This is a genomic window from Pseudomonas sp. N40(2020) (assembly GCF_014472415.1).
GTDB lineage: Bacteria > Pseudomonadota > Gammaproteobacteria > Pseudomonadales > Pseudomonadaceae > Aquipseudomonas.
In genome coordinates this window covers 74175-99285 of sequence record NZ_JACSZV010000009.1, presented here as the reverse complement: position 1 = coordinate 99285, position 25111 = coordinate 74175, and the positions used below count along the sequence as shown (strand labels likewise).

Sequence of the window (25111 nt, the reverse complement as noted above, 5' to 3'; positions counted from 1 at the left end):
GGGGGGATTCCAACTGGCAGTTTTTACAGGGGAGTAAAAAGGGTGAGGGGGCATGAAACCCCTTCACCCTTCAGGTAACGCTTTCCAGATAGGCAGGATGGTCAGGCCATCAGATGAAGATGGTTGTCCCAGAGCCCCGCCGGCAATTCCAGCGGTTTGGCCAGCAGTTCATCCTGACGGCAATCGTAGTAACGGCAGCGCCCTTGACCCGAGGTCACGACAAAACCGTCCTGCACGGCACCGACGCCGGCACAATCGGGCAACGGTGCGTCGAGGCGCACTTCGCCGGTGTCCAGATCCCAGATGAAGAAGCGATTGCCGCGCGGTGCGGTCAACGCCACCAGACGCAAATCGCTGTGCACCGCGACACTGGCGGTGTAGTGACCCATCGATTGCAACTGATGCTCCGGCACCGGGAACGCCGTGAACGGTTGGCCCGGACGCTTGATCGCCAGCAGCTCCGAACGCTCGTGGGACGCGCCCATGAACTGCTGACCGGCGACGATGGTACCGTCGCTGGCAATCCCCAGATGGCGCACGCTGTTCATCTGCTGGGCGAGGGTTTCCTTGCTCAGCAGGGTGCCGTCGCGCTGCATCAATACCAGGCTCGGCTCCATGGCGTTGAGGTTCATGTCGACGCGGCTTTCCGCCTCGGTACGAATCCCGCCGTTGGCCACTACCAGCGTCTCGCCATCCGGCATCCATGACACCTGATGCGGGCCGAGGCCGTGGGTGGAAATTTCGCCGCTGTGCACCAGCCGCTCGCCTTCGAACTTGTACACCCCGAGCAGGCCACGACCGGGATCAGTGGTGTCGTTTTCGGTGGCGTACAGGTATTCGCCGTCCTTGTGCACCACGGCGTGGCCGTAGAAATGCCGGTTCGGCTGCGACGTCACGGTTTGCAGCAACGTGCCGTCGCGCAGGTCGATCAGATAGCTTTCGGTGCCCGGGCGGCGGGCGACGAACAGCGCAATCGACAGCGTCGGGTGGTTGATGATGTCGTGGCAACGCTGGCCGACTTCGGTGGCGAATACCCGCGTGCCGTCCAGTCGGTAGCCGACGGCGTAGTGTTTGCCGTCGGTATCGTCGCGCGCCGAGAGCAACAACGGGCTCTGATCCTTGCGCTTGAACAGCGTCCAGCCGCCCAGTGTCACTGCTCCCAGCAGCAAACTACCTAAAGTCAGAGCCTGGCGTCGCAGCATGGCACTTGCCCTCATCAGTCACCGTCGTTGGCGTTGAAGCCCAGTTGGATGCCCAGCGCCTTTGCCAGTTCGCCTTCGTGCAGGCGATGGACGACGTTGAGGCTGTCGTAGATGTCGTTCAATTGCTGGCGACCGGCGTCGTCTTCGAGCATTTCGCCTAGCGAACGCTGGGTGCTGTCGAACAGTTTCAGCGAAGCGGCATAAGCAGCGTCGATCTTGTCAGCCAACGGCTTTTGCTCGGCCGGCAGCAGGCCACGCAGGCCTTTGTTGTCGACGCCTTCCCAAACGGTTTTGGCGGCGGCAAGGCTCGCTTCCAGTGCGGTCAGGGAAGATTGGCTGCGCCAGGCATCGGCCTGGAACGGCTGTGGCACGCCTTTGCTCTGGCGGCCCATCGGCGTGCCGAGTTTTTTCTTCAGGGTGTCGAGTGCGGTGACTTGCACACGCAGCAGGTCGGCGATCGCTTCGTGGGAGTCGGCGTAACGCTGGTTCGGGAACTTGCTCATCTGCGCGAGCATGCCGTCGGTGTTGTTCCAGCTTTGCAGAATCTCTTCGGCCAGTTGCTTCTGGCGTTCGCCGATGGCGATCAGCAGCGGGCAGTACTTGGCTTTCTGTTCTTCGTTGGCAACGTCAGGCTTGGCATCGAACAGGATGTACTCGTAAGCCGACAGGCCCTGAACCACCACGCTCGATTTGGCCAGTGCGGCAGCATCGATCTGCGGCTGGGCGACGACCAGTTGCTCGACCTGACGGCCGACGAGGTTTTTCTTGTCCGGCCAGAACTGCACCTGCCACGAACGGTTGCCTTCGGCCAGTGGGCCGATCAGCAGCGGTTGCAACTCGGCCCAGGCTTTCTGCGCGTGCAGGAAGTCGGCGCGGGCGGTTTCCAGGGTTTCTTTGCCCTGGCAGTAGGCGAGGGCGCTGACGGCCAGTTGCTTGTCGGCTTCAACCCAACGGGTGTAGGTCGGCAGAATCACCGATTTGGCGATAGCGGCCGAAGTGACGGCTTGCGGATCCTGCGGCGAGCAAGCGCCGAGGGCGAGCGCGGCAAGGCTGGTGAACAACAACTTGGGACGGAACATGTCGGGCTCCCGATTCTTTTAAGTGTTTAAAGTGAATTCAGAAACGCCAGCAGCGCGGCACGCTGCCCGGCATTGAACGATAAAACCTGTTGCTGGGCCGCTTTCGCTTCGCCGCCGTGCCAGAGCACCGCTTCGAGCAGATTGCGCGCGCGACCGTCATGCAAAAATTGGGTGTGGCCACTGACCGCTTGCGTCAGGCCGATCCCCCACAACGGCGGCGTGCGCCAGTCGCGGCCGGAGGCCTGGAATTCCGTGCGGTTGTCGGCCAGACCGTCGCCCATGTCATGCAGCAGCAGATCGCTGTACGGGCGAATCACTTGATTGGCCAGTTCAGGTTCGGCCGCGTTGGCGGCGGTGGTGTATTTCGGAGTGTGGCAGGACTGGCACCCAGCCTGGAAAAACAGGTTTTTGCCGGCCAGCACTTGTTCATCGTTGATGCCACGGCGCGCAGGAACAGCGAGGTTGCGGCTGTAGAACAGCACCAGGCGCAGAATGTTGTCGCTGACTTCCGGCTCGCCGTCCGGGCCATTGCCATTCGGTGCCTGCTTGCAAGCGGTTTGCGCGTCGGTGCAGTCATCGAAGGGTCTCAGGCTGGTCGTGAGGCCCATATCACCTGAAAACGCGTGAACATTCTGTTGATTGAGGTTTGGCTGTCCGGCTTTCCAGCCAAAGCGACCGATCACGGTTTTCTGCAACTCGTCGTCCCAAACCCGGTTTGGCCGACCGTTGATGCCGTTTTTCTCTTTGGCCTGCGCGGTGGCATTGGCGAGGATTGCGTCTTCGGGGATCGCTTCGAGCAGGCCGAGGCCGATCATCGGCGGCGCGATCCGCGCGGAGAAACGCGTATCCGGGTGCATCGGCCCGTAGCCAAGTTGGGTGATCTGCAACACCGGTTTACGCAACTCGACTTCGGTGCCGTCCTTGAAGCGAACAGGCACCGGCGTGTAGTCGACTCGCACTTTGCCTTCCGGAGTGACGCCGGGCACCGCCATGTCCTGGAACTGGCCGCCGTAGACCGGCTCCGGTACCACACCGACCTGCTCGATCAGCCTGGCAAACTCTGGCGAATCGGGAATCGACAGGCGTACCAGCATCGATACCGCGTTGGTCGCGCCGTTTTCCGGCGGATGGCCGCGACCGTCTTTGATGTGGCAGTTCTGGCAGGCGTTGGTGTTGAACAGCGGGCCGAGGCCGTCGCGCGCGGTGGTGGTCGACGGGGCGATTACCCAAGGGCTGCGGAAGAAGCTGTTGCCGACGCTGAAATCCACCCGGCGTGACGGCGGCAGGTTGGCCGAAGGCAGGGAGAACGCGTTCTGATCGGTCTTGCGCACGGTCGCCGCACCACCCGAGCGTGCTTCACCCGGCTCGGCCTGGGTAAAGCGCGGGGCGTCATCGCAGGCACTCAGGCCCAGGGCCAGAAACAGTGCGGACAAGCGAAGAGGCAACGAGGGCATCAGACATCCTGAAAACGTGCGAAAACAAAGGCGCAAAGTCTAACAGGGCGAGGGAGTTTGAATAAGAGGAATTATCGTTTGCTTGATGTGAGGCAAACCTTCAAGCCAATGCAAATCCCTGTAGGAGTGAGCCTGCTCGCGATAGCGGTGTATTAGGCACTAATTCTTCAACTGACACTCCGCTATCGCGAGCAGGCTCACTCCTACAATGGGCCGTGTAGGGCAGGCATGAAAAAGGCGACCCGCAGGTCGCCTTTTTCAGTCAGCCGCGGTTGATCAGAACTCGTGATCAGCGTTGTCCGGGTTCAGGTCGCTGATGCCCAGTTTGCCGGCAGCGGCTTCGATCGAACCGGTCTGCTTGACCAGCGATGCGATAGCGTCGCGAACGACCTGGTTGCCAGCGGTGTTGCCGGCCGCGATCAGTTGGTCGTAGTGCTCACCTTTCTTGGCGTGATCAACCATGACCTGGATCTTGGCTTCGGTAGCGGCCAGATCAGCTTTCAGCGCGGTGTCGGCAGCCGGGTCGGCCTTGGCCACCAGCGACGACAGGCTGGCGCCGGTCATCTTGGTGCCGTCAACACGGGTGTACTCGCCCAGGTAAACGTTACGAATGCCTTTGGCATCGTAGAAGTGCGAGTAGTGGGTGTTGTCGCTGAAGCAATCCTGTTCGTCTTCCGGGGAATTGGCTTCCAGGGAAACCTTCATGCGCTCGCCCGCCAGTTCGCCCAGGGACAGACTGCCCATGCCGAAGAGCATTTTGCGCAGACCGGTTTCGCCCGGCTCGGCTTCCAGGGTGGCGCGGTAGTTGTCAGCCACGTTCGGCTTCCAGTTGCCGACCATTTCTTCCAGGTCGCTGACCAGCAGTTGGGTCACGGACTTCAGGTAGGCACGACGACGATCGTTGTGGCCGCCAGTGGCGCCGGCGCCTTCCAGGTAGTCCGAAGCAGGACGGTTGCCAGCGCCAGGGCCGGTGCCGTTCAAGTCCTGGCCCCAGAGCAGGAATTCGATCGCGTGGTAGCCGGTGGCAACGTTGGCCTCGGAACCGCCCAGCTCGTTCAGGCTGGCGAGTTTTTCCGGGGTGATGTCTTTGACATCGACCTTGTCTTCGCCGACCTGTACTTCAGTGTTGGCGATGATATTGGCGGTGGCGCCCGGGTTACCCAGTGCGTGCTCGTAGGATTTGTCGACGTAGTCGATCAGACCCTCGTCCAGTGGCCAGGCGTTAACCTGACCTTCCCAGTCATCGATGATGGTGTTGCCGAAGCGGAACACTTCGCTCTGCAGGTAAGGAACGCGAGCAGCAACCCACGCAGCCTTGGCGGCTTTCAGGGTGTCGGCGTTCGGCTTGGCGAGGAAAGCGTCAACGGCGGTTTGCAGGGTTTTCGCGGTGGATTCGGCATCGCTGTAAACGGCGAAGACCATGTCGGCGTAGTGCGCGACCACTGCCTTGGCAGCGGCTTCGTCGACTTTACCGGCAGCGGCAGGCGCGGCTGCTGGAGCGGCGGCGGTGGCGGCTGGAGTCGGCGTGGCCGGGGCGGCAGCCTTGTCTTTGCCTTCGCCGCAACCGGCGAGGGAAATAGCGATGGCCAGCAGACTGGCGGTAGCCAGAGGCATACGAATCATGGCGAACATCCTGCTTCGGTAGTTGAGTGGACTCGCGCTGGGGGCGCAAAACTGCGACATAATGCAAATCTTTCGCATTATGTGTAAAGGGTTGTGCTTGGAAATATTTCTTATTTAGCCAACGCTTATGCGCTGTATCAAAGAATCGCCGCGTTACTGCGCTGCGCCTGCTTGAGGTAGGCACTGAGCTCCCGCGCCGGCAGCGGCTTGCTGTAGTGGTAACCCTGACCTTCGTGGCAGCCTTCGGAGATGATGTAGGACTCTTGCTCGGCGGTTTCCACGCCCTCGGCAATCACCTGCATGCCGAGACTCTTGCCCAGTTGAATGATCGCGCGAACGATGGTCGCGTCATCGTCGTCATCCAGCAGATCCTGGACGAAGCTCTTGTCGATCTTGATCTTGTCCAGCGGCAGACTTTTCAGATAGCTCAGTGACGAATACCCGGTGCCAAAGTCGTCGATGGCGATCAACGCGCCGGAGCGACGCAGGCTCAGCAGGTGCTGGGCGGCGGTGCTGATGTCTTCCATCAGGCCGGTTTCGGTGACTTCCAGTTCCAGGCTGCGCGGTGGCAGACGGTACATCTGCAACAGGTTGTTGACCACCCGCGGCAACTCGGCGTGGTGCAGTTGCACGGTGGACAGGTTGACCGCCATGCGCAGATCGGCGAAGCCCTGATCGTGCCATTCGCGCAACTGCTTGCAGGCCTGATCGAGCACCCATTCGCCGATGGCAATGATCGTGCCGTTTTGCTCGGCCAGCGGAATGAACAAGTCCGGCGGCACCAGACCGTGCTCCGGATGCTGCCAGCGAATCAGCGCCTCGACCCCGACCACGCGGTGATCGCGGTAGCTGATCTGCGGTTGATAGACGAGGTAGAACTGATCGCGAATCAGTGCGTCACGCAGGTCTTTTTCAAGCTCACGACGGCGGCGCATCTCACTGTCGACGCTGGCGATGTAGAACTGATATCGGTTACGCGAGCGGGTTTTGGCCAGGGTCATGGTCTGCTCGGCTTTCTGCAACAGCTTTTCAGTGCTGTCGCCGTCCTCCGGGAACAGGGTGATGCCGATGGTCGCGCGCAGGCGGATCTCCTGATGATCGAGGGCAAACGCCGCTTCCAGGTCATCGAGAATGCTTTGCGCCAGTTCGGCAGCTTCGTAAGGCTGTTCGATATCGGCCTGCACCAGGGCGAACTGGTCGCCGCCCAAACGGGCGAGGGCGCCTAGGCGGCCGCTGTGGGCGCGCAGGCGATCAGCCAGGGCCAGCAATAATTGGTCGCCGGTCTGGTAGCTGAACTGCTCGTTGATACCTTTGAAATCATCCAGCCCTACACACAACACTGCGACCCGACGCTGCAACTTGCCGGCGTCGACCAGAATCTTGTCCAGTTGCTGCTGCAATTGCTGACGGTTCGGCAGGCCGGTGAGGAAATCGTACTGGGCCATGCGCAGCAGGCTGTTTTCCGCTTCGTGGCGCAGGTGGGTATTGCGTTCGATGGATTCGAGCAACTGGTTGGCGGTGTTGATCCAGAGGCCGAGTTCGTTCTTTTCGTGGCCCTTGAGTTGCGGAATCTTGTGTTCGCTGGGGCGATCCGGATTGATTTCGGTCAGATGCTCGATGATCCGCGACAGCGGTTTGGTCAACAGCCAGTGATAAACCAGATACAGCACCAGACCCATGGCCAGCGCCCGCAGCACACCGGAAATGAAGATGATCACCGAGCTGACGATAAAACCCTCGCCATAAGTGGCGGTGTCGAGGGTGATGCTCAAGTCGCCGTAGTACTCGCTGTACGGTCCACGTCCCACCAGTTGGGTGGTGAAGGTGCGTTCTTGCCCAAGAATCAGGTCGGTCAGCCAGCGACTGTTGGAATGCTGCAACTCACGGGACTTCTGCGCCAGCATCGCTTCGTTGGGGTGGCCAATGGAGGCCTGGCGCACGGCATCGTCCTGAAACAGGCCTTCGATCACCTGCATGCCCATCTCCCGATCCAGGCTATAGACGGCCTGAGTGGAGGGATCACGGAACATGTCGAGGATGCGCTCGGCGTCGCCCGCCACGGCCTGACGGGTTTTATAGGCGTCGAAAACGATCTGCGCGCAGCTCAAGACCACGCCGACGATCAATGCTGACAGGAGCACGACCCGGAGCAACTTCACCGACAAGCTGTTCTTGAGTTCCAGCTTCAAAGGGTTATTCCTTGTTCCGTGCGGGTAGCGTCAGTTTGCCATGAGTATTGGCAATCCCGTGTTTGCAGTCAAAGGGACAATCAGGCCTCAAGTCATTCGCCTGTGGTCTTGGCCGAAATGCTGCTGTCTGGAGTATTAGTCCTATTTGTACTATGTCGGTAGTTTCGGCCCCCAACTTGAGCGGTGCGCAAGAAATTTTCCTCTGTTTGATGTTAGCCCGCTGTGGCTCGGCGACAAGCAGTCAAAGCCAGCTTTCCTCGTGAGAGAAATGCTCTCCCTGTGGACATAAATCACAGGCATGAAAAACCCGGCAAAAGCCGGGTTTTTTGTCTGGCGCGCAGCTTAAGCGGTGAAGGCTTTGCCTTCGAACTGCTCAGCAACGAACTTCCAGTTGACCAGGTTCCAGAACGCTTCGACATACTTAGGACGAACGTTGCGGTAGTCGATGTAGTAAGCGTGTTCCCAGACGTCGCAGGTCAGCAGCGGGGTGTCGCCGCTGGTCAGCGGGTTGCCGGCGCCGATGGTGCTGGCCAGAGCCAGGGAACCGTCAGCCTTTTTCACCAGCCAGCCCCAGCCGGAACCGAAGGTACCGATCGAGGTTTTGCTGAACTCTTCCTTGAACTTGTCGAACGAACCGAACGCAGCGTTGATGGCTTCAGCCAGCGCGCCGGTTGGTTGACCGCCGGCGTTTGGTGCCAGGCAGTTCCAGTAGAAAGTGTGGTTCCAGACCTGAGCGGCGTTGTTGAAGATGCCGCCCGAGGAAGTCTTGACGATTTCTTCCAGGGTTTTGCCTTCGAACTCGGTGCCTGGCACCAGGTTGTTCAGGTTCACGACATAGGTGTTGTGGTGCTTGTCGTGGTGAAATTCCAGGGTTTCCTTGGAAATGTGCGGCTGCAGGGCATCGTGTGCGTAAGGCAGCGGCGGCAATTCGAAAGCCATGATGATTCTCCTAATCAGGTCTGTTGCGGTGAGCGCAAGGCCGATCACGGGCGGCCAGAAATGCACCGGCGAGTTTTTACTCTTTGCGGCGCAGGGTTCGGATCATAGCACCGGGGTTGCGGCTTAACCACGCAACAACTGTGTGGGATAGAGGTTCCAGAGCTGTTTGGAATAAGTCAGGACGCCAATATCAGCTGTCCTGCCACCGTGAACATCATTAACGCCACCAGCAGATCGAGAATCCGCCAGGTACTCGGGCGAGCCAGCCACGGTGCGAGCCACGCGGCACCCAGCGCCAAAGTGAAAAACCACAGCAAAGAAGCGCTTGCCGCGCCGACCACATAAGCCCCCGGCACCGACTGCTGAGCCCCCAGCGAACCAATCAACAGCACGGTATCGAGATAAACGTGCGGGTTGAGCAAGGTCACCGCCAAGGCACTGAGCATCACCGCCCGCAACGAGCGTACGGTCTGGTTTTCACCCTGATTCAGGCTCTGCTTCGAAAACGCCCGGCGCAGGGCCTGGCTGCCGTACCAGATCAGGAACACCGCACCACCCCAGCGCGCGACCGCCAGCAATGTCGGATTTTGCGCCAACACGGTCGCCAGGCCAAACACCCCGGCGGCCACCAGCAATGCATCGCAGGCGACGCAAAGCGCGGCGACGGGCAGGTGATGCTCACGCCGCAGACTCTGCGCCAGCACAAATGCGTTCTGCGTACCGATCGCCATGATCAGCCCCAGTGCCACTAACAAGCCGTTCACATAGCTTTGCCACATAAGATTTACTCCGCGTTGGCTGCCAGATCGCGCAGCACTTGCATGGCGCGTTCGGCGTCGGCCTGACCGACAAACAAATGGTCGTGGTAGTAACCGGCGATCACGTTGCAACTAATCCCGGCCTTGCCCAGTGCGGTGGCAAACGCGGCGGTGAGGCCGACGGCTTCCAGCGCCGAATGCACGTTCAGGGTGATCCACGCGGCCACATAGTCGAAGTTGAAACCGGCCTGTTCGGCATCGCAGCGTTGCAAGATCACCGTCAGGCCTTCCTGCTCACGGAAGCTGCCGACAACCTCCAGGCCGCGCGGCAACTGGCCGTCGGGCAGGGTGCAGAACACGTATTCGCCGGCGTTGAGCTGCGGGCTCATGCTGCGCAGCAAGGTCGAGAGTGATGTTTCGCCAGCCATTGACGTTGTCCTTGATAAAGAGTGCTTGCTGGCTATTCTCCGACCTGACGTTGTATAAGAAAAACCAATAGTGCTGATCGCTCATTAGGAAAACTGATGTTCGACTACAAATTACTCTCCGCTCTGGCCGCCGTGGTCGAGCAGGCTGGATTCGAACGCGCGGCGCAGGTGCTGGGTTTGTCGCAATCGGCGATTTCGCAGCGGATCAAACTGCTTGAGGCGCGGGTCGGTCAGCCGGTGTTGGTGCGCGCTACGCCGCCATCGCCGACCGAGATTGGCCGACGTCTGCTCAACCATGTGCAGCAAGTGCGTCTGCTCGAGCGCGATTTGCAGACGCTTGTGCCCGCGTTGGACGAAGAGGGGCTACCGGAACGTCTGCGCATCGCAATCAATGCCGACAGCCTGGCGACCTGGTGGGCCGAGGCGGTGGGGGATTTCTGCGCCGACCAGCATTTGTTGCTGGATCTGGTGGTGGAAGACCAGACCGTCGGCCTCAAACGCATGCGCGCCGGTGAAGTGGCGGCGTGCGTCTGCGCCAGCGAGCGACCGGTGGCTGGCGCGCGCAGCGTGTTGCTAGGGGCGATGCGTTATCGCGCGCTCGCCAGCCCGGCGTTTATCGAACGGCATTTCCCCGATGGCGTGCGCGCCGAACAACTGCCGCGAACCCCGGCGCTGGTGTTTGGCCCGGACGATTTCCTCCAGCATCGCTACCTGGCATCCCTCGGCGTCGATGGCGGTTTCGAGCACCATTTGTGCCCGTCTTCCGAGGGTTTTATCCGCCTGACTGAGGCCGGATTGGGCTGGGGCCTGGTACCGGAACTGCAAGTGCGCGAGCAATTGCAACGCGGGGTGTTGCGCGAACTGTTGCCAGATAAACCGATCGACGTGCCGTTGTACTGGCATCATTGGCGCAATGGCGGTCAGCTGCTGGGCTTGCTGACCGAGCAATTGGTGCGTTCTTCACCCCAATGGTTGGTGCCGTTGAACTGACGGCCAGCGTCAAGACACACGAATCAGGCAAAACGAAAGACATCGGAGCTTTACATGAAAATTCTGGTCACCGGCGCAAGCGGCTTCATTGGCGGGCGCTTTGCGCGTTTCGCTCTGGAGCAGGGCCTTGACGTGCGGGTCAACGGTCGCCGGGCCGAGAGCGTCGAGCATCTGGTGCGTCGTGGCGCCGAGTTTGTCCCCGGCGATCTGACTGACCCGGATCTGGTGCGTGAACTCTGCGCCGACGTCGAAGCCGTGGTGCATTGTGCGGGCGCTGTCGGGCTGTGGGGGCGTTATCAGGACTTTCATCAAGGCAACGTGCAGGTTACTGAAAATGTCGTCGAGGCTTGCCTGAAGCAGCGGGTTCGACGGCTGGTGCATCTGTCATCGCCGTCGATCTATTTCGATGGCCGTGACCACTTCGACCTGACCGAAGAACAAGTGCCCAAGCGCTTCAAACATCACTACGCCGCGACCAAGTATCTGGCCGAGCAAAAGGTCTTCGGCGCGCAGGAGTTCGGTCTGGAAACCATCGCGCTGCGTCCGCGTTTTGTTACCGGTGCCGGCGACATGAGCATTTTTCCGCGCCTGTTGAACATGCAGCGCAAGGGCCGTCTGGCGATCATCGGCAACGGTTTGAACAAGGTCGATTTCACCAGCGTGCACAACCTCAACGAAGTCATGCTCAGCAGCTTGCTGGCCGCCGGCTCCGCGCTGGGCAAGGCGTACAACATCAGTAATGGTGCGCCGGTGCCGCTGTGGGATGTGGTCAATTACGTGATGCGCAAAATGGAAGTCCCACAGGTCACCAAGTACCGTTCGTACGGGCTGGCCTACAGCGTCGCGGCGCTCAACGAAGGCGCGTGCAAACTCTGGCCGGGACGTCCGGAGCCGACGCTGTCGCGCTTGGGCATGCAGGTAATGAACAAAAATTTCACCCTCGACATCAGCCGCGCCCGGCATTATCTGGATTACGATCCGAAAGTCAGCCTGTGGACGGCCCTCGACGAGTTCTGCGGCTGGTGGAAAGCCCAGGACATTCGTTGAAACGATTCGGCCGGGCGGCAATGAACCGCACTGCAGGTTGAGGGTCAATCCCTGCGGCTGCGGGGTTTATACTTCGCCGCAATCTGCCATCACCGCGTTTCACAAAGGTTGCCTCAATGTCCATGCGTAATGATGCCCACGACGATTTCGATGATGTACCGAGCCTGCGTGCCGACACCTTCGACGACGATGACATTCCGACCACTGCCCGCACCGCCGTGCACTCGCGTACGCCGCCGGTGGTCAAGGTCAAGGCGGCCAGCACCGGGCCGTTGTGGGCGCTGGTCGGCGCCTTGTTTTTTGCCTTCATCGGTCTGGCCTGGTGGAGCTTTCAGCAGATTTCGCTGATGGAGCAGCAACTGGTGGCGACCCAGGAAAGTTTCGCGCGTATCAGTGAGGAAGCGGCCGGGCGCCTGCAGGATATTTCCGGCAAGGTCGTGGCCAGCCAGAGCAACGTCAGCAGCGACAGCGAAGCCTTGAAGCTGCAGATCAAACAGCTGGAAGGCAAACTGCTGGATCAGAGCAAGCAGCAGCAGGGCGTGGCCGGTCAGGCCAGCGACCTGGACAAACGTCTGGCGCAGATGACCGCGCAGACCACAGAACAGCAGAACGCCAATACCCAGTTGCAGGCGCAGGTCAAAGCCCTCAGCACCGAACTGGCGAGCGTGAAAAGCACCCCGGCCGATACCAGCAAGGTCGACGCCCAGCTCAAGGCCTTCGATGCCCAGTTCAAGAGCCTTGGCGCCGACATCGCGGCACTGAAGAAACAGGGCAATCCGAGCGCGGCGATTGATCGTCTGGAACAGGAAATCGTCGTTCTCAAAAGCGAGCAGGACAACCGTCCGGCAGCCCCTCAGGGTGGCGGCAACACGGCCGAGTTCGATGCGTTCCGTGGGCAGATGACCCGCAACATCAATACGCTGTCGGCGCAGATCCAGAATTTGCAGCAGCAAATCAACGCCCGACCGTAGTGATTGATCAACTCTGGTGAGGGGATTGTGTAATCCCCTGCATCATTGTGAATATCCATACATGACTCCAAGCCGTCTACGCTCTTGAAACACCAACAAGAACGAGGGATGCGCTATGGGGTTTTTGCATAAAGTGGCCTGGCTCGGCGTGATGTTACTGGCGGGGTTCGGCCAGGCCAGCGCCGCAACCACCGCCAAGGATGACAGCCAGGCCGCCATCGCCTTGCTGGAAAAGGCCCTGGCCTATTACCACGACAACGGCGACAAGGCGTTCGCCGCATTCAGTCGTCAGGGCGAGTTTGTCGACAAGGATCGCTACGTGTTCGTGGTCGACACCAAAGGCGTGATGCTCGCCAGCGGCGGGCCATCGTCAGCGTTGATCGGTCGTGATGTGAGCGATGTGCTCGGCCCGGATCTGCAAAAAACCTTCAAGGACGCCTTGAAAGTGCCGGAGGGCAACGGCATCCAGCAAGCCGAGTACCGCTGGCAGAACTGGGCTGACGGCAAGGTCGAGCGCAAGCATGTGTTCTATCAGCGCGTCGGTCAGCGGATTCTGGCGGTCGGTTATTACTTGCCCCGGGCGTCGGCCGAGCAGGCGATGGCATTGCTGAACAAGGCAGCGACGGATCTGGGCAAAGACGAGAAGGGCACGCTGATGGCGATCAACTCGCTCAAGGGCGGCTATTTGCAGGATGACCTGTACGTGTTCGTAGTCGATCTGGATACCCAGCGCTATGTCGCACATGGCACCAATTTGCGGCTGATCAATACCGACTTCAGCAAGATCAAGGACCCGGAAGGCAAACCGGTGGGCGAGCCGATTCTGGCGCTGATCGCCAAGCAGGATTATGGCGACTACCAATACCGCTGGAAAAACCCGGTGACCGGCAAGGTCGAGGACAAGCATGCCTACCTGAAGAAGGTCGGGCACTTTCTGGTGGCGGTGGGTTACTACAGCCCTTGAAACGCATCCTCCCTTGTGGGAGCGAGCCTGCTCGCGAAGGCAGAATATCAGTCGATACATTCTTCGACTGATTCACCGTCTTCGCGAGCAGGCTCGCTCCCACATGTTTTGGGGTATTGCCGCTATTTGGCGCCGTGCTCGCGCCCACGCAGCAAGTGGTTCGGCATCGCAATCGCCGCCGCCAGCCCCAGCAGCGACACCGCCGCACTGACCCACAGCAAATGCCGGAAGGTCACCGAAAGCTCCGCGCGCAAGGCGTTCTGCGCATCACCCGGTGCCGCGTTCAGACCATCGAGCAGTACGTTGCCCGAGTGCCCCTCGCTCATCAGTGAGCTGCTCGTCAGATGGACAAAGTTTGAGTCCTGTAAAAATGCCAGCAACAGCGCGGACATCAACGCCACACCCACCGCGCCGCCCAGCGAGCGGAACAGGTTGGTGGTGCTGGTGGCCACACCGATGTCGCGTTGCTCCACCGAGTTCTGCGTGCCGACCAGTGACGTCGGGAACTGCATGCCACCGGCAATCCCGCTGAGCAACATGAACAGACCACTCATGACTGTGGCCTCCGGCGGACTGAACGCCATGCCGAGAATCGAGATTGGCATCAGGATCGCGCCGGTCAGAATCTGCGGTTTGTAGCGCCCGGTCACTGAGGTGCGACGGCCGGCAAAGAAGGCGCCGATCGGCAGGCCCATGGCCAATGGCAGCAAGTGCAACGCGGCGCTGTCGGCCCCGGCCCCGGTGACCGTTTGAAAGCGCAGCGGCATCAGCACGATCAGCGAAATCGCCTGGAAACTGGTGAAGAAAATCGTGCACCAGCACAGCAGGGCGTTGCGATTGGCGAACAGGTGCATTGGCAGCAACGGCTCACGCGCACGCCGCTCATGCCAGACAAAAATCGCCAACACCACGACCGCACAAGCGAACAGCCCAAGCACTTCGCTGCTGCGCCATGAATGGCCCTGACCGACCTGAGTGATACCGAGCAGCAGGGTCGTCAGGCCGATGATCATCAGCACTGTGCCGAGGTAATCGATGATCGGCTTGCGTTGTGGAATCGGCAGCCCGCGCAAGTTGCGATTGGCCACCCACCAGGCGCCGAGGCCCAGCGGCAGGTTGATCAGAAACACCCAGCGCCACGACAGGTACTCGGTCATGTAGCCGCCGAGCACCGGGCCGGCTACGCTCGCGACCGCGTACATGCTGCTGAAATACCCCTGATAGCGCCCGCGCTCGCGCGGCGGCACGATGTCGCCGATGATCGCCTGGCTCACCGAAATCATCCCGCCGGCACCGATGCCTTGGAGAATCCGCGCGAGCACCAGTTGTTCCATGCTTTGGGCCATGCCGCAAAACAGTGAAGCAAGCGTGAAAAGGCCCATGCCGAACAGCATCAGTTTGCGCCGCCCGTACAAATCGCCGAGCTTGCCGTAGATCGGCACCGCCACGGTCATCGCCACCATGTACCCGGAAATCACCCAGGCCAGCAGGCTGACGTCCTTGAATTGCGCGGAGATGGCCGGCATCGACACGGCGACGATGGTCTGGTCCAGCGCGCCAAGGAAGATTGCCATCATCAGCGCGACCAGCACGCTGCGAATGGCCGGTTTGGGCGTTTCAGGCTGGTTGAGATTGGACACGGGCAGGACCTGCGGGCAGAGATGAACCCGCTGGCGAGCGGGGTGGATGCTCGCCAGTGTAAGTCGATAGCAGGCTATTCGATAGCCTCGTATGGAAGCCCGACGTAATTTTCTGCAATGGTTTTTCGGCCCGCTTCCGAGCTGACAAAGTAGTCCAGCTCCGAGGCGCAAATGCGTTGGCTGAAGTCATCGTGATCGTCGAAGCGATGCAGCATTGACGTCATCCACCAGGAAAATCGCTCGGCCTTCCAGACCCGACGCAGGCAGATCTCGGAGTATTTCTCCAGCAGATCGGTGCGACCGTCGCGGTACACCTTCAACAGAATATTGAACAATGTGCTGACGTCGCTGGCGGCCAGGTTCAAGCCCTTGGCGCCGGTGGGCGGGACGATGTGCGCCGCGTCGCCGACCAGAAACATCCGGCCGTATTGCATCGGCTCCACCACGAAACTGCGCAGCGGCGCGATGCTCTTTTCAATCGACGGGCCAGTGACCAGTTTCTCTGCCAGCTCCGACGGCAGGCGCTTTTTCAGCTCATCCCAGAAGCGCTGATCGCTCCAGTTGTCGACGTTTTCATCCGCTGGCACTTGCAGGTAGTAACGGGTGCGAACCGCTGATCGCATGCTGCACAAGGCAAACCCGCGTTCGTGGCGGGCGTAGACCAGTTCGTCTTGCACTGGCGGGGTGTCGGCGAGAATGCCTAGCCAGCCGAAAGGGTAAACCCGTTCGAACACCTTCAGGCAATCCGCAGGAATTGACTGCCGGGCGACACCGTGGAAACCATCACAACCGGCGATGTAATCGCAATCGACGCGCCAGGTTTCGCCGTCCTTTTCGAAGGTGACGAAGGCTTCGTCGCTTTTCATGCCGTGAGGAACGACATTGCTCACTTGATAAATCGTCGTTGCCCCGGCCTCCCGACGAGCGGCCATCAGGTCGCGGGTGACTTCGGTCTGGCCGTAGATCATTACGGTCTTGCCGCCGGTCAAGGCGTGCAGATCGATGTGCACCTGACGCCCGTCCAGCGCCAGATCGAAACCGCCGTGAACCAGACCTTCAGCGTCCATCCGCTGACTCACGCCGGCCTGACGCAACAGCTCTACCATGCCTTGTTCAAGCACACCGGCACGGATGCGCCCGAGCACATAATCGGGTGACTGGCGTTCGAGGATGAGGGTGTCGATGCCGGCGTTGTGCAGCAACTGACCGAGGAGCAATCCGGATGGACCGGCGCCGATGATGGCGACTTGGGTTTTCAGCGTTTTCATTGTTTTTATGGCTCGCAAGCTTCACGCGGCCAAGGCCGGTGAATGATTTTTATGGATCGAGTGCTTGCATTTTTCCCTTGCGGGTCTGTCAATTGAAGGTGAAAACTGAGCCGATACCTGTACATTCTGCCAATCGGTGCGATTATCGCCCGTAACCCTAGAGGCCTGGATTGAAGTGATGAACAAGCCTGAGCTGCCTTCGATTCCGGTGTTCAAGCTCTACGGTGAAAGCCTGGACTGGCCGACCCCGGACTTGCTGCACTGTGAAACCATTTCCTCACGCAGTCGCGAACATCAATGGGAAATCAAACCCCACCGCCACGCCGATTTGTGCCAGCTGCTCTTCGTCTTCAAAGGTCAGGCAGAGCTTGAGATCGAAGGTCAGCGCACTCAGCTTCAAACGCCTGCCATTCAAGTACTGCCACCGCTATCGGTACATGGCTTCCGTTTTTCCGAGGACATCGAAGGATTCGTCGTCACGCTCGCCACGCCGCTGATCAATCACTTGCAGGCGCAACTGGGCAACGCGGTTCACGCGCTTGCCCAGGCCGATAGCTATCCGGCGGGCAATGACGGCGATTACCTGAATAGCTTGTTTACGGCGTTGCAGGCCGAGTACAACGGCCATCAACCCGCGCGGGAAATGCTCATGCATTCGCTGGTCAGCGTGATCATGGTCTGGGTCAGCCGCCAGGCGATCGTGCGCCATAACGCCAGCCAGCGGCCGCAACGCCAGCGCGAATACCTCGCCGGGTTTATTCAATTGGTGGAGGAAACTTACCGCCAGCATGTGAAGGTCGAGGATCTGGCCCATCGATTGGGCATTTCGGTTTCTCACCTCAACGGCACGTGCCGTGAACTGGCGGGGCAACCGGCGTTGCAGATCATGCACGAACGCCAGTTACTGGAAGCCAAGCGCCTGCTGACCTATACCAGCATGACCATTTACGAGATGTCGGAATTGTTGGGGTTTTCCGATCCGACCAACTTCACGCGCCTGTTCAGGCGTCGGGTGGGGATTTCGCCCAAGGCGTTTCGTGACAGGCTGAAGGCCGAGCAGTAAATCTTTAACCACCACAAATGCCTTGTAGGAGTGAGCCTGCTCGCGATAGCGCCATCATGATCAATATTGCAGGTGACTGACAGACCGCTATCGCGAGCAGGCTCACTCCTACAGGATTCGCTTCAGCTACATCAGCGCAGCGCATTCAGCGTGGCGTTGTGCGGAATACAGCGCTCGAAGTTACAACTCGCGTATTCGCGGGGCAGTTGCCGCAGTTGCTCGACCCGCCAGGCCGCGGTGCCGTACAACGCCAGCGTGGCAGCGCAGGTGATGAAAATCGCGAAGTATCTTCTTGTTTTGATGTTCATGGTGTTCGACCTCTGAACGAATACCCTTGGGTACTGCTTTCAGCATAGGTCAGCCATGAAGACTTGCCAGCACCAGCGGTTGCACATTTAACGCGACATTCAGAACACTGATGACCGGGTTTACAGGTCGATATCCCACGCCGGGTTTTCCGGGAATCTGAGCACCAGAAAATCCAGCATGCTGCGCAATGCCGCCGGCATGTGCTTGCGCGAGGCATAGACCGCGTAGATGTTCATCTGCCGGGGTTCGGCGTCGGGCAGCAAGCGAATCAACTCACCTGCGTGAATGTGCACCCCGGCCTGATAGGTCGGCAGCATCGCCACCCCCGCACCGGCCAACGTCGCTCGCAACAGCGTGCTTGCTTCGTTGGCGCTGATATTGCCCTGAACCGGCACCGAGACGGGCTCGCCGTCCTCTTCGAAATGCCACAGGCTTTTGCCGAAGTAGGAGTGAGTGAGGCAGTTGTGTCGACTCAGCTCTTCAACCCGCTGTGGCGCCGGATGTGCTTGCAGATAATCCGGGGCCGCGCAGACCACCGAGCGGCAAACGGTCAGGCGCCGGGCGATCAGGTTCGGATCGAGGTCATTGCTGGTGCGGATCGCCAGATCGATGCGCTCATCCACCAGATTCACCGTGCGATCGAGCATCTGCATATCGATGCTGACGCCGGGGTAGCGCTTGACGTACGCCGCCATCGCATCGGCCAGTTGCGCCTGGCCGAACGAGGTGCTGACGCTGATCCGCAGCAGTCCGCGCGGGGCGTCGTGGGGTTCGCTCACGGCGGCCTGCATATCGCTCGACAGTTCAATCATCTGCCGGCAGCGCGGCAGGATTTCACTGCCGGCGGCCGTCAGACTCAACTTGCGTGTGGTGCGGTGCATCAGGCGTGCGCCGACCCAGTCTTCCAGCTCGGCCAGATAACGCGATACCACCGGGCGTGAAAGGTCCAGGTGATCGGCCGCTGCCGACTGACTGCCCAGGTCCACCACCGTGACAAACACCCGCATTGCTTGGAGACGATCCATGATTTGCCCGCTTTCAGAAACAAACTATGTCCAAGCATCGCATTTTTTGTACTGACTCAGGCAACTAAGCTCTGTCCCCTCGCCAGACACGGCATTCGGACACCGGAGCAACAGATGATCGGTTTCACCGCAATCAAACGCGTTTTACTCGCCACCGCTTCCCTCGGTTTTGCTGCCCACGCAGCGGCTGCCAACCTGACCCTCGATGTCTACAACCCGGGCACCAACGCCATTTTTCCGGTGACCTCGGTGCTGGTCAGCGGCGCAAAAGACGCAATCCTGGTCGATGCACAATTCGGTAAATCCCAGGCCGAGCAAGTGGTGGAAAAGATCCGCGCCAGCGGCAAGCATCTGACCACCATTTACATCAGCCACGGTGACCCGGATTACTACTTCGGCCTCGACACCCTGACCAAAGCCTTCCCCGATGCAAAGGTGCTGGCTTCGCAGCCGACCGTTGATCACATCAACAAAACCGTCGAAGGCAAACTGGCGTTCTGGGGCCCGAAAATGGGCGCCGACGTACCGGCGAAAACCATCGTGCCGGGCGTGCTCAAGGGCGACAGCCTGATGCTCGAAGGGCAGAAGTTGCAGGTGATCGGTCTTGCGGGCAAACAACCGGATCGCAGCTTTGTGTGGATTCCATCGCTTAAAGCCGTGGTTGGTGGCGTTGTCGTTGCCGAGAACATCCACGTGTGGATGGCCGACACCCAGACCGCACAATCCCACGCTGACTGGCTGGAAACCCTGCACTCGATCGAAACCCTGAAGCCGAACACCGTGGTGCCGGGTCATTACCTGGGTAACAGCAGCCGTTCGCTGACCAGCGTGAAATTCACCGCCGATTACATCAAGGCGTTCGACGCAGAAACCCTCAAGGCCAAGGATTCCGCCGCCCTGATCGCGGCAATGAAAAAGCGCTACCCGAAGCTGGGCGAGGAAAGCTCGCTGGAGCTGAGCGCCAAAGTCGCCAAAGGCGAAATGCAGTGGTAACCCGATTCTGAAAACGCAGCACTCTCAAGCCAACTGGAGAATGTCATGAGCAAGATCGCAATCATCGGTGCCACCGGTCGTGCCGGTAGCCAACTGCTGGAAGAAGCCCTGCGTCGCGGCCACAGCGTTACCGCCATCGCCCGGGACACCTCGAAGATCGGCGGCCGTGCCGGTGTGGTCAGCCAGAATGTCGATGTGCTGGATTCGGTGGCGCTGCAAGCGGCGGTGGCGGGGCATGATGTGGTGATCACCGCCGCGCATTTCGCGACGGTGCCGGCCAGCGCGATTGTCGGGCCAGTGAAGCAGGCGGGTGTGAAACGCCTGTTGGTGGTCGGCGGTGCCGGTTCGCTGTTGTTGCCGGACGACACTCGGGTTATCGACAGCGCAGGTTTCCCGGCCGAGTACAAAACCGAGGCCAGCGCCGGTGCGGCGTTTCTTGAGGCGTTGCGTCAGGAAAAGGAATTGGACTGGAGTTTTCTGTCGCCGTCGGCGGAGTTTGTCGAAGGTGAGCGCAGCGGTACGTTCCGTGTCGGCAAGGATTATTTGCTGGTGAGTGGAGAAGGGCGCAGCTGGATCACTTTTGCCGATTACGCGATTGCGTTGATCGACGAAGTGGAAGCGCCGAAGCATTCGCGGCAGCGGTTTACGGTCGGGTACTGACAGCCCCCCTCACCCCAGCCCTCTCCCGGAGGGAGAGGGAGCCGACCGAGGTGTCTTGCGGGATACATCGACCTGAAAGATCGAGTCGATTATGGATTCGGCAGAGGGAGCCGACCGAGGTGTCTTGCGGGATACATCGACCTGAGGGATCGAGCCGATTATGGATTCGGCAGAGCACGTTCAGGTCGGCGTACTTCTTGAGCATCCCCCGATCGGTCCCCTCTCCTTCGGGAGAGGGCTAGGGTGAGGGGAAAGGCCTCAACGCAAATGCGCCTGCTCCACCAGCCAGATCATCAACTCCTCCAGCAGCGGCGACGGTTCTCCGCCCTGCGGCACCACCACGTAATACGCCAATCCCGTCTTCACCTTCAGCTCGAACGGCATCACCAGTCTTTCGGCGCGCAGGTCGTCGCCGATCAACGACCAGTCCCCGATCGCCACCCCCGTCCCGTGCGACGCCATCGACATTGCCTGATCCAGCGTCTCGAAATGCTGGCCCGTGTTGACGTTGTTCAATTGCTGCTCGGCGGCGGTCAGCCACGCCGTCCAGTCCTGGGTGTCGCGGGTCGGATGCAGCAGCAGATGGTGTTGCAGATCCGCCGGTGTGGCTAACGCCGGTGGGCCTTGCAATAGCGCGGGCGAACAGACCGGTGTCAGTTGCTCATCGAACAGATGCAGGGCGGTCGATGAGTTGTCCGGTGGCGTGCCATAAATGACGGCGGCATCGAATGGCTCACGCGCAAAATCCACGCCGTGGGCCAGGGTGGTGGTCAGTTTGACCGGTACATCCGGGCGCTCTTTCTGCCATTGCAACAGGCGCGGCACCAGCCAGCGCATCACACAGCTTGGGGCCTTGATTTGCAGGGTTTCACGCTTGAGGCCGATCTGCTCGGTGGCTTCGCTGATCAAGCCGAACACCTTTTCCACGCGCGGCAGCCATTCGCGACCTTCGGCCGTCAGTTCCAGACCACGGGCTTGGCGGATAAACAATTCATAACCCAGATGATCCTCAAGCCCGGCGATCTGCCGGCTCACCGCACCCTGGGTGATGTGCAACTGCTCGGCCGCCCGGGTGAAGTTGCAGCACTGCGCGGTAATCAGAAAGGTATGCAGCGCGGGCAAGGGTGGCATTCGTTTCATGGCGATCCGAGGTATGACGTGAGGACATGGCTAGTATGATTTTTTATCCATTGTTGCGGCTAGGTGTCGCCCGTTCCAATGAGGCCATCCCTGGGCTTGCCCGCGCATCATAAACACAGCGCAGGCCCGGCGTCTCAAACGAACAAGAAGGGCAATGACATGGCGACGTGTGGCGAAGTACTGGTCAAGTTACTCGAAGGTTACGGGGTCGAGCAGGTGTTCGGCATTCCCGGGGTGCATACCGTGGAGCTGTATCGCGGGCTGGCCCGTTCGAGCATCAACCATGTCACGCCACGGCATGAGCAGGGCGCCGGGTTCATGGCCGACGGCTACGCGCGCACCAGTGGCAAGCCGGGCGTGTGCTTCATCATTACCGGCCCGGGCATGACCAACATCACCACGGCGATGGGCCAGGCTTACGCCGACTCGATCCCGATGCTGGTGATCTCCAGCGTGCAGTCGCGCAGTCAGTTGGGCGGCGGTCGCGGCAAGCTCCACGAATTGCCGAACCAGAGCGCGCTGGTCGCTGGCGTCGCGGCGTTCTCCCATACCTTGATGTCGGCGGCGGAATTGCCGGTTGTTTTGGCTCGCGCCTTCGCCCTGTTCCAGGCCGGTCGTCCGCGTCCGGTGCACATTGAAATTCCGCTGGACGTGCTGGTGGAAAACGCCGATGAGCTGCTCGCCAGCATCCCGGTCAATATCGATCGCGCCGGAGCCGCCCCAGCCGCTGTGAGCCGCATGACCGAGCTGCTCGCCGGCGCACAGCGTCCGCTGATCCTCGCCGGTGGCGGTGCCATCGATGCCGCCGCCGAGCTGACTGAACTGGCCGAACTGCTCGACGCCCCTGTCGCGCTGACCATCAACGCCAAAGGCATGTTGCCGTCCAGCCATCCGCTGTTGATCGGATCGACGCAGAGTCTGGTTGCGACCCGCGCACTGGTCGCCGATGCCGACGTGGTGTTGGCGATCGGCACCGAACTGGCCGAGACCGATTACGACGTCACTTTCGCCGGCGGTTTCGAGATTCCCGGCAAGCTGCTGCGCATCGACATCGACGCCGATCAGACCGTGCGCAACTATCCGCCGCATGTGGCGCTGGTCGCCGATTCGCGCAACGCCGCACAAGCGCTGCTCAGCGCGTTGTCGCACAAGTCCTTGGCCGAGCGGCGCAACGATTGGGGGCAGGTGCGTGCTGCGCGTCTGCGCGATGATCTGGCCGCCACTTGGGATGCACCGACGCTGGCTCAGACCCGGTTCCTCGAAACCGTTCTGCACGAATTGCCGGACGCCGTGTTCGTCGGCGATTCCACGCAACCGGTGTACACCGGCAACCTCACCTTCAACCCGGAGCGCCCGCGCCGCTGGTTCAACTCGTCCACCGGTTACGGCACCCTCGGCTACGCCTTGCCGGCGGCCATCGGTGCATGGCTCGGTGGCCATTCCGACAAAGGTGCGCGCCCGCCAGTGGTGTGCCTGATCGGCGACGGTGGTTTGCAATTCACCCTGCCGGAACTGGCCAGCGCTGTCGAAGCGCGCACGCCGGTGATCGTCCTGCTGTGGAATAACCAGGGTTACGAAGAGATCAAGAAGTACATGGTCAACCGCGCCATTGAACCGGTCGGTGTCGACATCTACACACCGGACTTCATCGGTGTGGCCAAGGCCCTGGGTTGCGCGGCTGAAGCGATCAGCTCGGTTGAACAACTGCGCGCTGCGCTGCGTGCCGCAACCGACCGCCAAGGCCCGACCGTGATTGAAATCGATCAGAACCGCTGGATGCAGGCGGTGGCCAAATGATCAATTTCCCCACCACACTCGATGGCCTCTACATCAACGGCCAATGGTCCGCCGGCCGCGAGCATTTGCGGGTGATCAACCCAGCCACTGAAGCGCTGCTGACCACGGTCAATGGCGGTGATGAGCTGGCGGTCGAACACGCGGTGACCGCGGCCGTCGAAGCGTTCAAGGATTGGTCGAAAACCACCGGCGCCGAGCGTGGCGCGATCCTGCGCAACATCGCCAATGGCGTGCGTAACGGTCGTGACCACTTGATGAAATTGCAGTCGAGCAACAACGGTAAACCGCAATTCGAAGCGGCCATCGATGTCGACGATGTGATCGCCACGTTCGAGTATTACGCCGAGTTGGCCGAAGGCCTCGATGGCAAACAGGACAGCAATGTGCCGCTGCCCAGCGATGATTTCAGCGCACGCCTGCGTCGCGAGCCGTGCGGCGTGGTCGGGCTGATCGTGCCGTGGAATTTCCCGATGGTCACCACTGCCTGGAAGCTCGCGCCAGCCCTGGCTGCCGGTTGCTGCGTGGTGCTCAAGCCGTCGGAAGTCACGCCGCTGCCGGAGCTGGAACTGGCGGCGATCATTGCTGAATCCGGCCTGCCCAAAGGCGTGTTCAACGTGGTCTGCGGTACCGGGCTGGCGGTCGGTGCGCCGCTGTCGGCGGATCCGCGTATCGCCAAGATTTCCTTCACCGGCAGCAACGCCGTCGGTGTGCAGGTGATGCAGCGCGCCGCCGAAACCGTGAAAGGCGTGAGCCTGGAGCTGGGCGGTAAATCCTCGCTGTTGGTGCTCGAAGATGCCGATCTCGATCTGGCGGTGGAGCTGGCGTGCGGTGGCGGTTTCTTTAACGCCGGGCAAATGTGTTCAGCCACCAGCCGCGTATTGGTCGCCGATGAACTGGCGGATGAGTTTCTCCTGCGTCTGAAGGCCCGTGCGGAAAAAATCCGTGTGGCCGAACCGTTTGATCCGGACGTGGAAATGGGCGCTTTGGTCAATCAGGCGCAGTACCAGCGCGTGCTGGGCCACATCGACCGAGGGTTGAGTGCCGGGGCGAAGCTGATTTGCGGCGGCAATCGTCCCGCCGATCTACCGCGCGGCTATTTTTTGCAGCCGACGATCTTCACCGACGTGCCCCTCGACAGTGCGTTGTGGTGTGAAGAGATTTTCGGCCCGGTGTTGTGCGTGCGCAGTTTCAGCAGTGAAGCCGAGGCAATCGCGCTGGCCAACGACAGTCAGTTCGGTCTGGTCGCCAGTGTGGTGACGCGTAACACCGAGACCGCTGACCGTGTCGCCAACGCCCTGCAGGCGGGGCTGGTGTGGCTCAACGCGCCGCAAGTGATCTTCCCGCAAACGGCGTGGGGCGGTTACAAGCAGAGCAGCATCGGCCGCGAATTGGGCCCATGGGGGCTGGCGGCGTTTCAGGAAATCAAACACGTGATCCGGGCGCTCTGAACGCCCGAAAAAGGTGAGCGCATGCCTCGCAACGAGGCATGCGTCGGCGTCATGGCTTCAATGAGTTTTTATCGATAGTCAGGTGTTTTGCACGACCTCAGGATGAACCCGTCGGCAGCGCTCA

22 protein-coding genes are annotated in these 25111 nt (G+C 60.6%); 9 read left to right on the top strand and 13 right to left on the bottom strand.

Annotated features, from left to right (window positions below; translation table 11 throughout):
* Nucleotides 1-101: 101 nt before the first annotated feature.
* From IAI51_RS09010 to IAI51_RS08975, 8 genes are all read right to left on the bottom strand, one after another.
* On the bottom strand, nt 102-1202 hold the full coding sequence (locus IAI51_RS09010) for a DUF1513 domain-containing protein (RefSeq protein WP_187678148.1): 1101 nt from the start codon (nt 1200-1202) through the stop codon (nt 102-104).
* Between the two features lie 14 nt (nt 1203-1216).
* Nucleotides 1217-2281, bottom strand: coding sequence for an imelysin family protein (locus IAI51_RS09005; RefSeq protein ID WP_095191952.1), 1065 nt, complete (start codon nt 2279-2281; stop codon nt 1217-1219).
* A 26-nt stretch (nt 2282-2307) separates the two neighbouring features.
* Nucleotides 2308-3735, bottom strand: a complete 1428-nt coding sequence (locus tag IAI51_RS09000; protein WP_187678147.1) for a di-heme oxidoredictase family protein — start codon at nt 3733-3735, stop codon at nt 2308-2310.
* A gap of 276 nt (nt 3736-4011) precedes the next feature.
* Nucleotides 4012-5358 (bottom strand): imelysin family protein, encoded by a 1347-nt coding sequence (locus tag IAI51_RS08995; protein ID WP_187678146.1) that lies wholly within the window; start codon nt 5356-5358, stop codon nt 4012-4014.
* Between the two features lie 137 nt (nt 5359-5495).
* Nucleotides 5496-7547, bottom strand: coding sequence for a putative bifunctional diguanylate cyclase/phosphodiesterase (locus IAI51_RS08990; RefSeq protein WP_187678145.1), 2052 nt, complete (start codon nt 7545-7547; stop codon nt 5496-5498).
* 342 nt (nt 7548-7889) lie between these two features.
* On the bottom strand, nt 7890-8486 hold the full coding sequence (locus IAI51_RS08985) for a superoxide dismutase (protein ID WP_187678144.1): 597 nt from the start codon (nt 8484-8486) through the stop codon (nt 7890-7892).
* A gap of 176 nt (nt 8487-8662) precedes the next feature.
* Nucleotides 8663-9265, bottom strand: a complete 603-nt coding sequence (locus IAI51_RS08980) for a LysE/ArgO family amino acid transporter (RefSeq protein ID WP_187678143.1) — start codon at nt 9263-9265, stop codon at nt 8663-8665.
* Between the two features lie 5 nt (nt 9266-9270).
* Nucleotides 9271-9672, bottom strand: coding sequence for an ACT domain-containing protein (locus IAI51_RS08975; RefSeq protein WP_187678142.1), 402 nt, complete (start codon nt 9670-9672; stop codon nt 9271-9273).
* A 96-nt stretch (nt 9673-9768) separates the two neighbouring features.
* On the opposite strand from IAI51_RS08975, the gene IAI51_RS08970 reads away from it, so the two are divergent.
* From IAI51_RS08970 to IAI51_RS08955, 4 genes are all read left to right on the top strand, one after another.
* Nucleotides 9769-10662 (top strand): LysR family transcriptional regulator ArgP, encoded by an 894-nt coding sequence (locus IAI51_RS08970; RefSeq protein WP_187678141.1) that lies wholly within the window; start codon nt 9769-9771, stop codon nt 10660-10662.
* 54 nt (nt 10663-10716) lie between these two features.
* The gene (locus tag IAI51_RS08965; RefSeq protein ID WP_187678140.1) at nt 10717-11709 is read left to right on the top strand and encodes an NAD-dependent epimerase/dehydratase family protein; all 993 of its coding nucleotides are present in this window, start codon (nt 10717-10719) and stop codon (nt 11707-11709) included.
* Nucleotides 11710-11825: 116 nt separating this feature from the next.
* Entirely contained in the window at nt 11826-12680 is an 855-nt protein-coding gene (locus IAI51_RS08960; RefSeq protein WP_187678139.1) for an ATPase, read from the top strand.
* A gap of 115 nt (nt 12681-12795) precedes the next feature.
* Complete coding sequence (locus IAI51_RS08955; protein WP_187678138.1) at nt 12796-13644, top strand: cache domain-containing protein; 849 nt, start codon at nt 12796-12798, stop codon at nt 13642-13644.
* A gap of 122 nt (nt 13645-13766) precedes the next feature.
* Here IAI51_RS08955 and IAI51_RS08950 read toward each other — a convergent pair whose 3' ends face one another.
* Both IAI51_RS08950 and pobA read right to left on the bottom strand, forming a co-directional pair.
* On the bottom strand, nt 13767-15284 hold the full coding sequence (locus tag IAI51_RS08950) for an MDR family MFS transporter (protein ID WP_187678137.1): 1518 nt from the start codon (nt 15282-15284) through the stop codon (nt 13767-13769).
* A 74-nt stretch (nt 15285-15358) separates the two neighbouring features.
* The gene (gene pobA, locus IAI51_RS08945) at nt 15359-16552 is read right to left on the bottom strand and encodes a 4-hydroxybenzoate 3-monooxygenase (protein ID WP_187678136.1); all 1194 of its coding nucleotides are present in this window, start codon (nt 16550-16552) and stop codon (nt 15359-15361) included.
* Between the two features lie 178 nt (nt 16553-16730).
* Between pobA and IAI51_RS08940 the strand changes: the two genes are divergently transcribed.
* Nucleotides 16731-17615 (top strand): helix-turn-helix domain-containing protein, encoded by an 885-nt coding sequence (locus IAI51_RS08940; protein ID WP_187678135.1) that lies wholly within the window; start codon nt 16731-16733, stop codon nt 17613-17615.
* A 131-nt stretch (nt 17616-17746) separates the two neighbouring features.
* On the opposite strand, the gene IAI51_RS08935 is transcribed toward IAI51_RS08940, so the two are convergent.
* Nucleotides 17747-17923 carry a hypothetical protein gene (locus IAI51_RS08935; RefSeq protein WP_008085463.1) on the bottom strand — a complete coding sequence of 59 codons (177 nt, stop codon included), beginning with the start codon at nt 17921-17923 and terminating at the stop codon, nt 17747-17749.
* Between the two features lie 120 nt (nt 17924-18043).
* Complete coding sequence (locus tag IAI51_RS08930) at nt 18044-18949, bottom strand: LysR family transcriptional regulator (RefSeq protein WP_222944108.1); 906 nt, start codon at nt 18947-18949, stop codon at nt 18044-18046.
* A 114-nt stretch (nt 18950-19063) separates the two neighbouring features.
* Between IAI51_RS08930 and IAI51_RS08925 the strand changes: the two genes are divergently transcribed.
* Both IAI51_RS08925 and IAI51_RS08920 read left to right on the top strand, forming a co-directional pair.
* A complete protein-coding gene (locus IAI51_RS08925; RefSeq protein WP_187678134.1) occupies nt 19064-19942 on the top strand; it encodes an MBL fold metallo-hydrolase in 879 nt (292 codons plus the stop codon).
* Between the two features lie 45 nt (nt 19943-19987).
* Nucleotides 19988-20602, top strand: a complete 615-nt coding sequence (locus tag IAI51_RS08920) for an NAD(P)-dependent oxidoreductase (protein WP_187678133.1) — start codon at nt 19988-19990, stop codon at nt 20600-20602.
* Between the two features lie 258 nt (nt 20603-20860).
* Here the strand turns inward: IAI51_RS08920 and IAI51_RS08915 are convergent, their stop codons facing one another.
* Complete coding sequence (locus IAI51_RS08915; RefSeq protein WP_187678132.1) at nt 20861-21742, bottom strand: LysR substrate-binding domain-containing protein; 882 nt, start codon at nt 21740-21742, stop codon at nt 20861-20863.
* A gap of 159 nt (nt 21743-21901) precedes the next feature.
* Here IAI51_RS08915 and IAI51_RS08910 point away from each other — a divergent pair, with 159 nt between their 5' ends.
* Entirely contained in the window at nt 21902-23539 is a 1638-nt protein-coding gene (locus IAI51_RS08910) for a 5-guanidino-2-oxopentanoate decarboxylase (protein ID WP_187678131.1), read from the top strand.
* Nucleotides 23536-24987, top strand: coding sequence for an aldehyde dehydrogenase family protein (locus tag IAI51_RS08905; RefSeq protein WP_187678130.1), 1452 nt, complete (start codon nt 23536-23538; stop codon nt 24985-24987). The genes IAI51_RS08910 and IAI51_RS08905 overlap by 4 nt, the downstream gene beginning before the upstream one ends.
* Nucleotides 24988-25111: the final 124 nt, after the last annotated feature.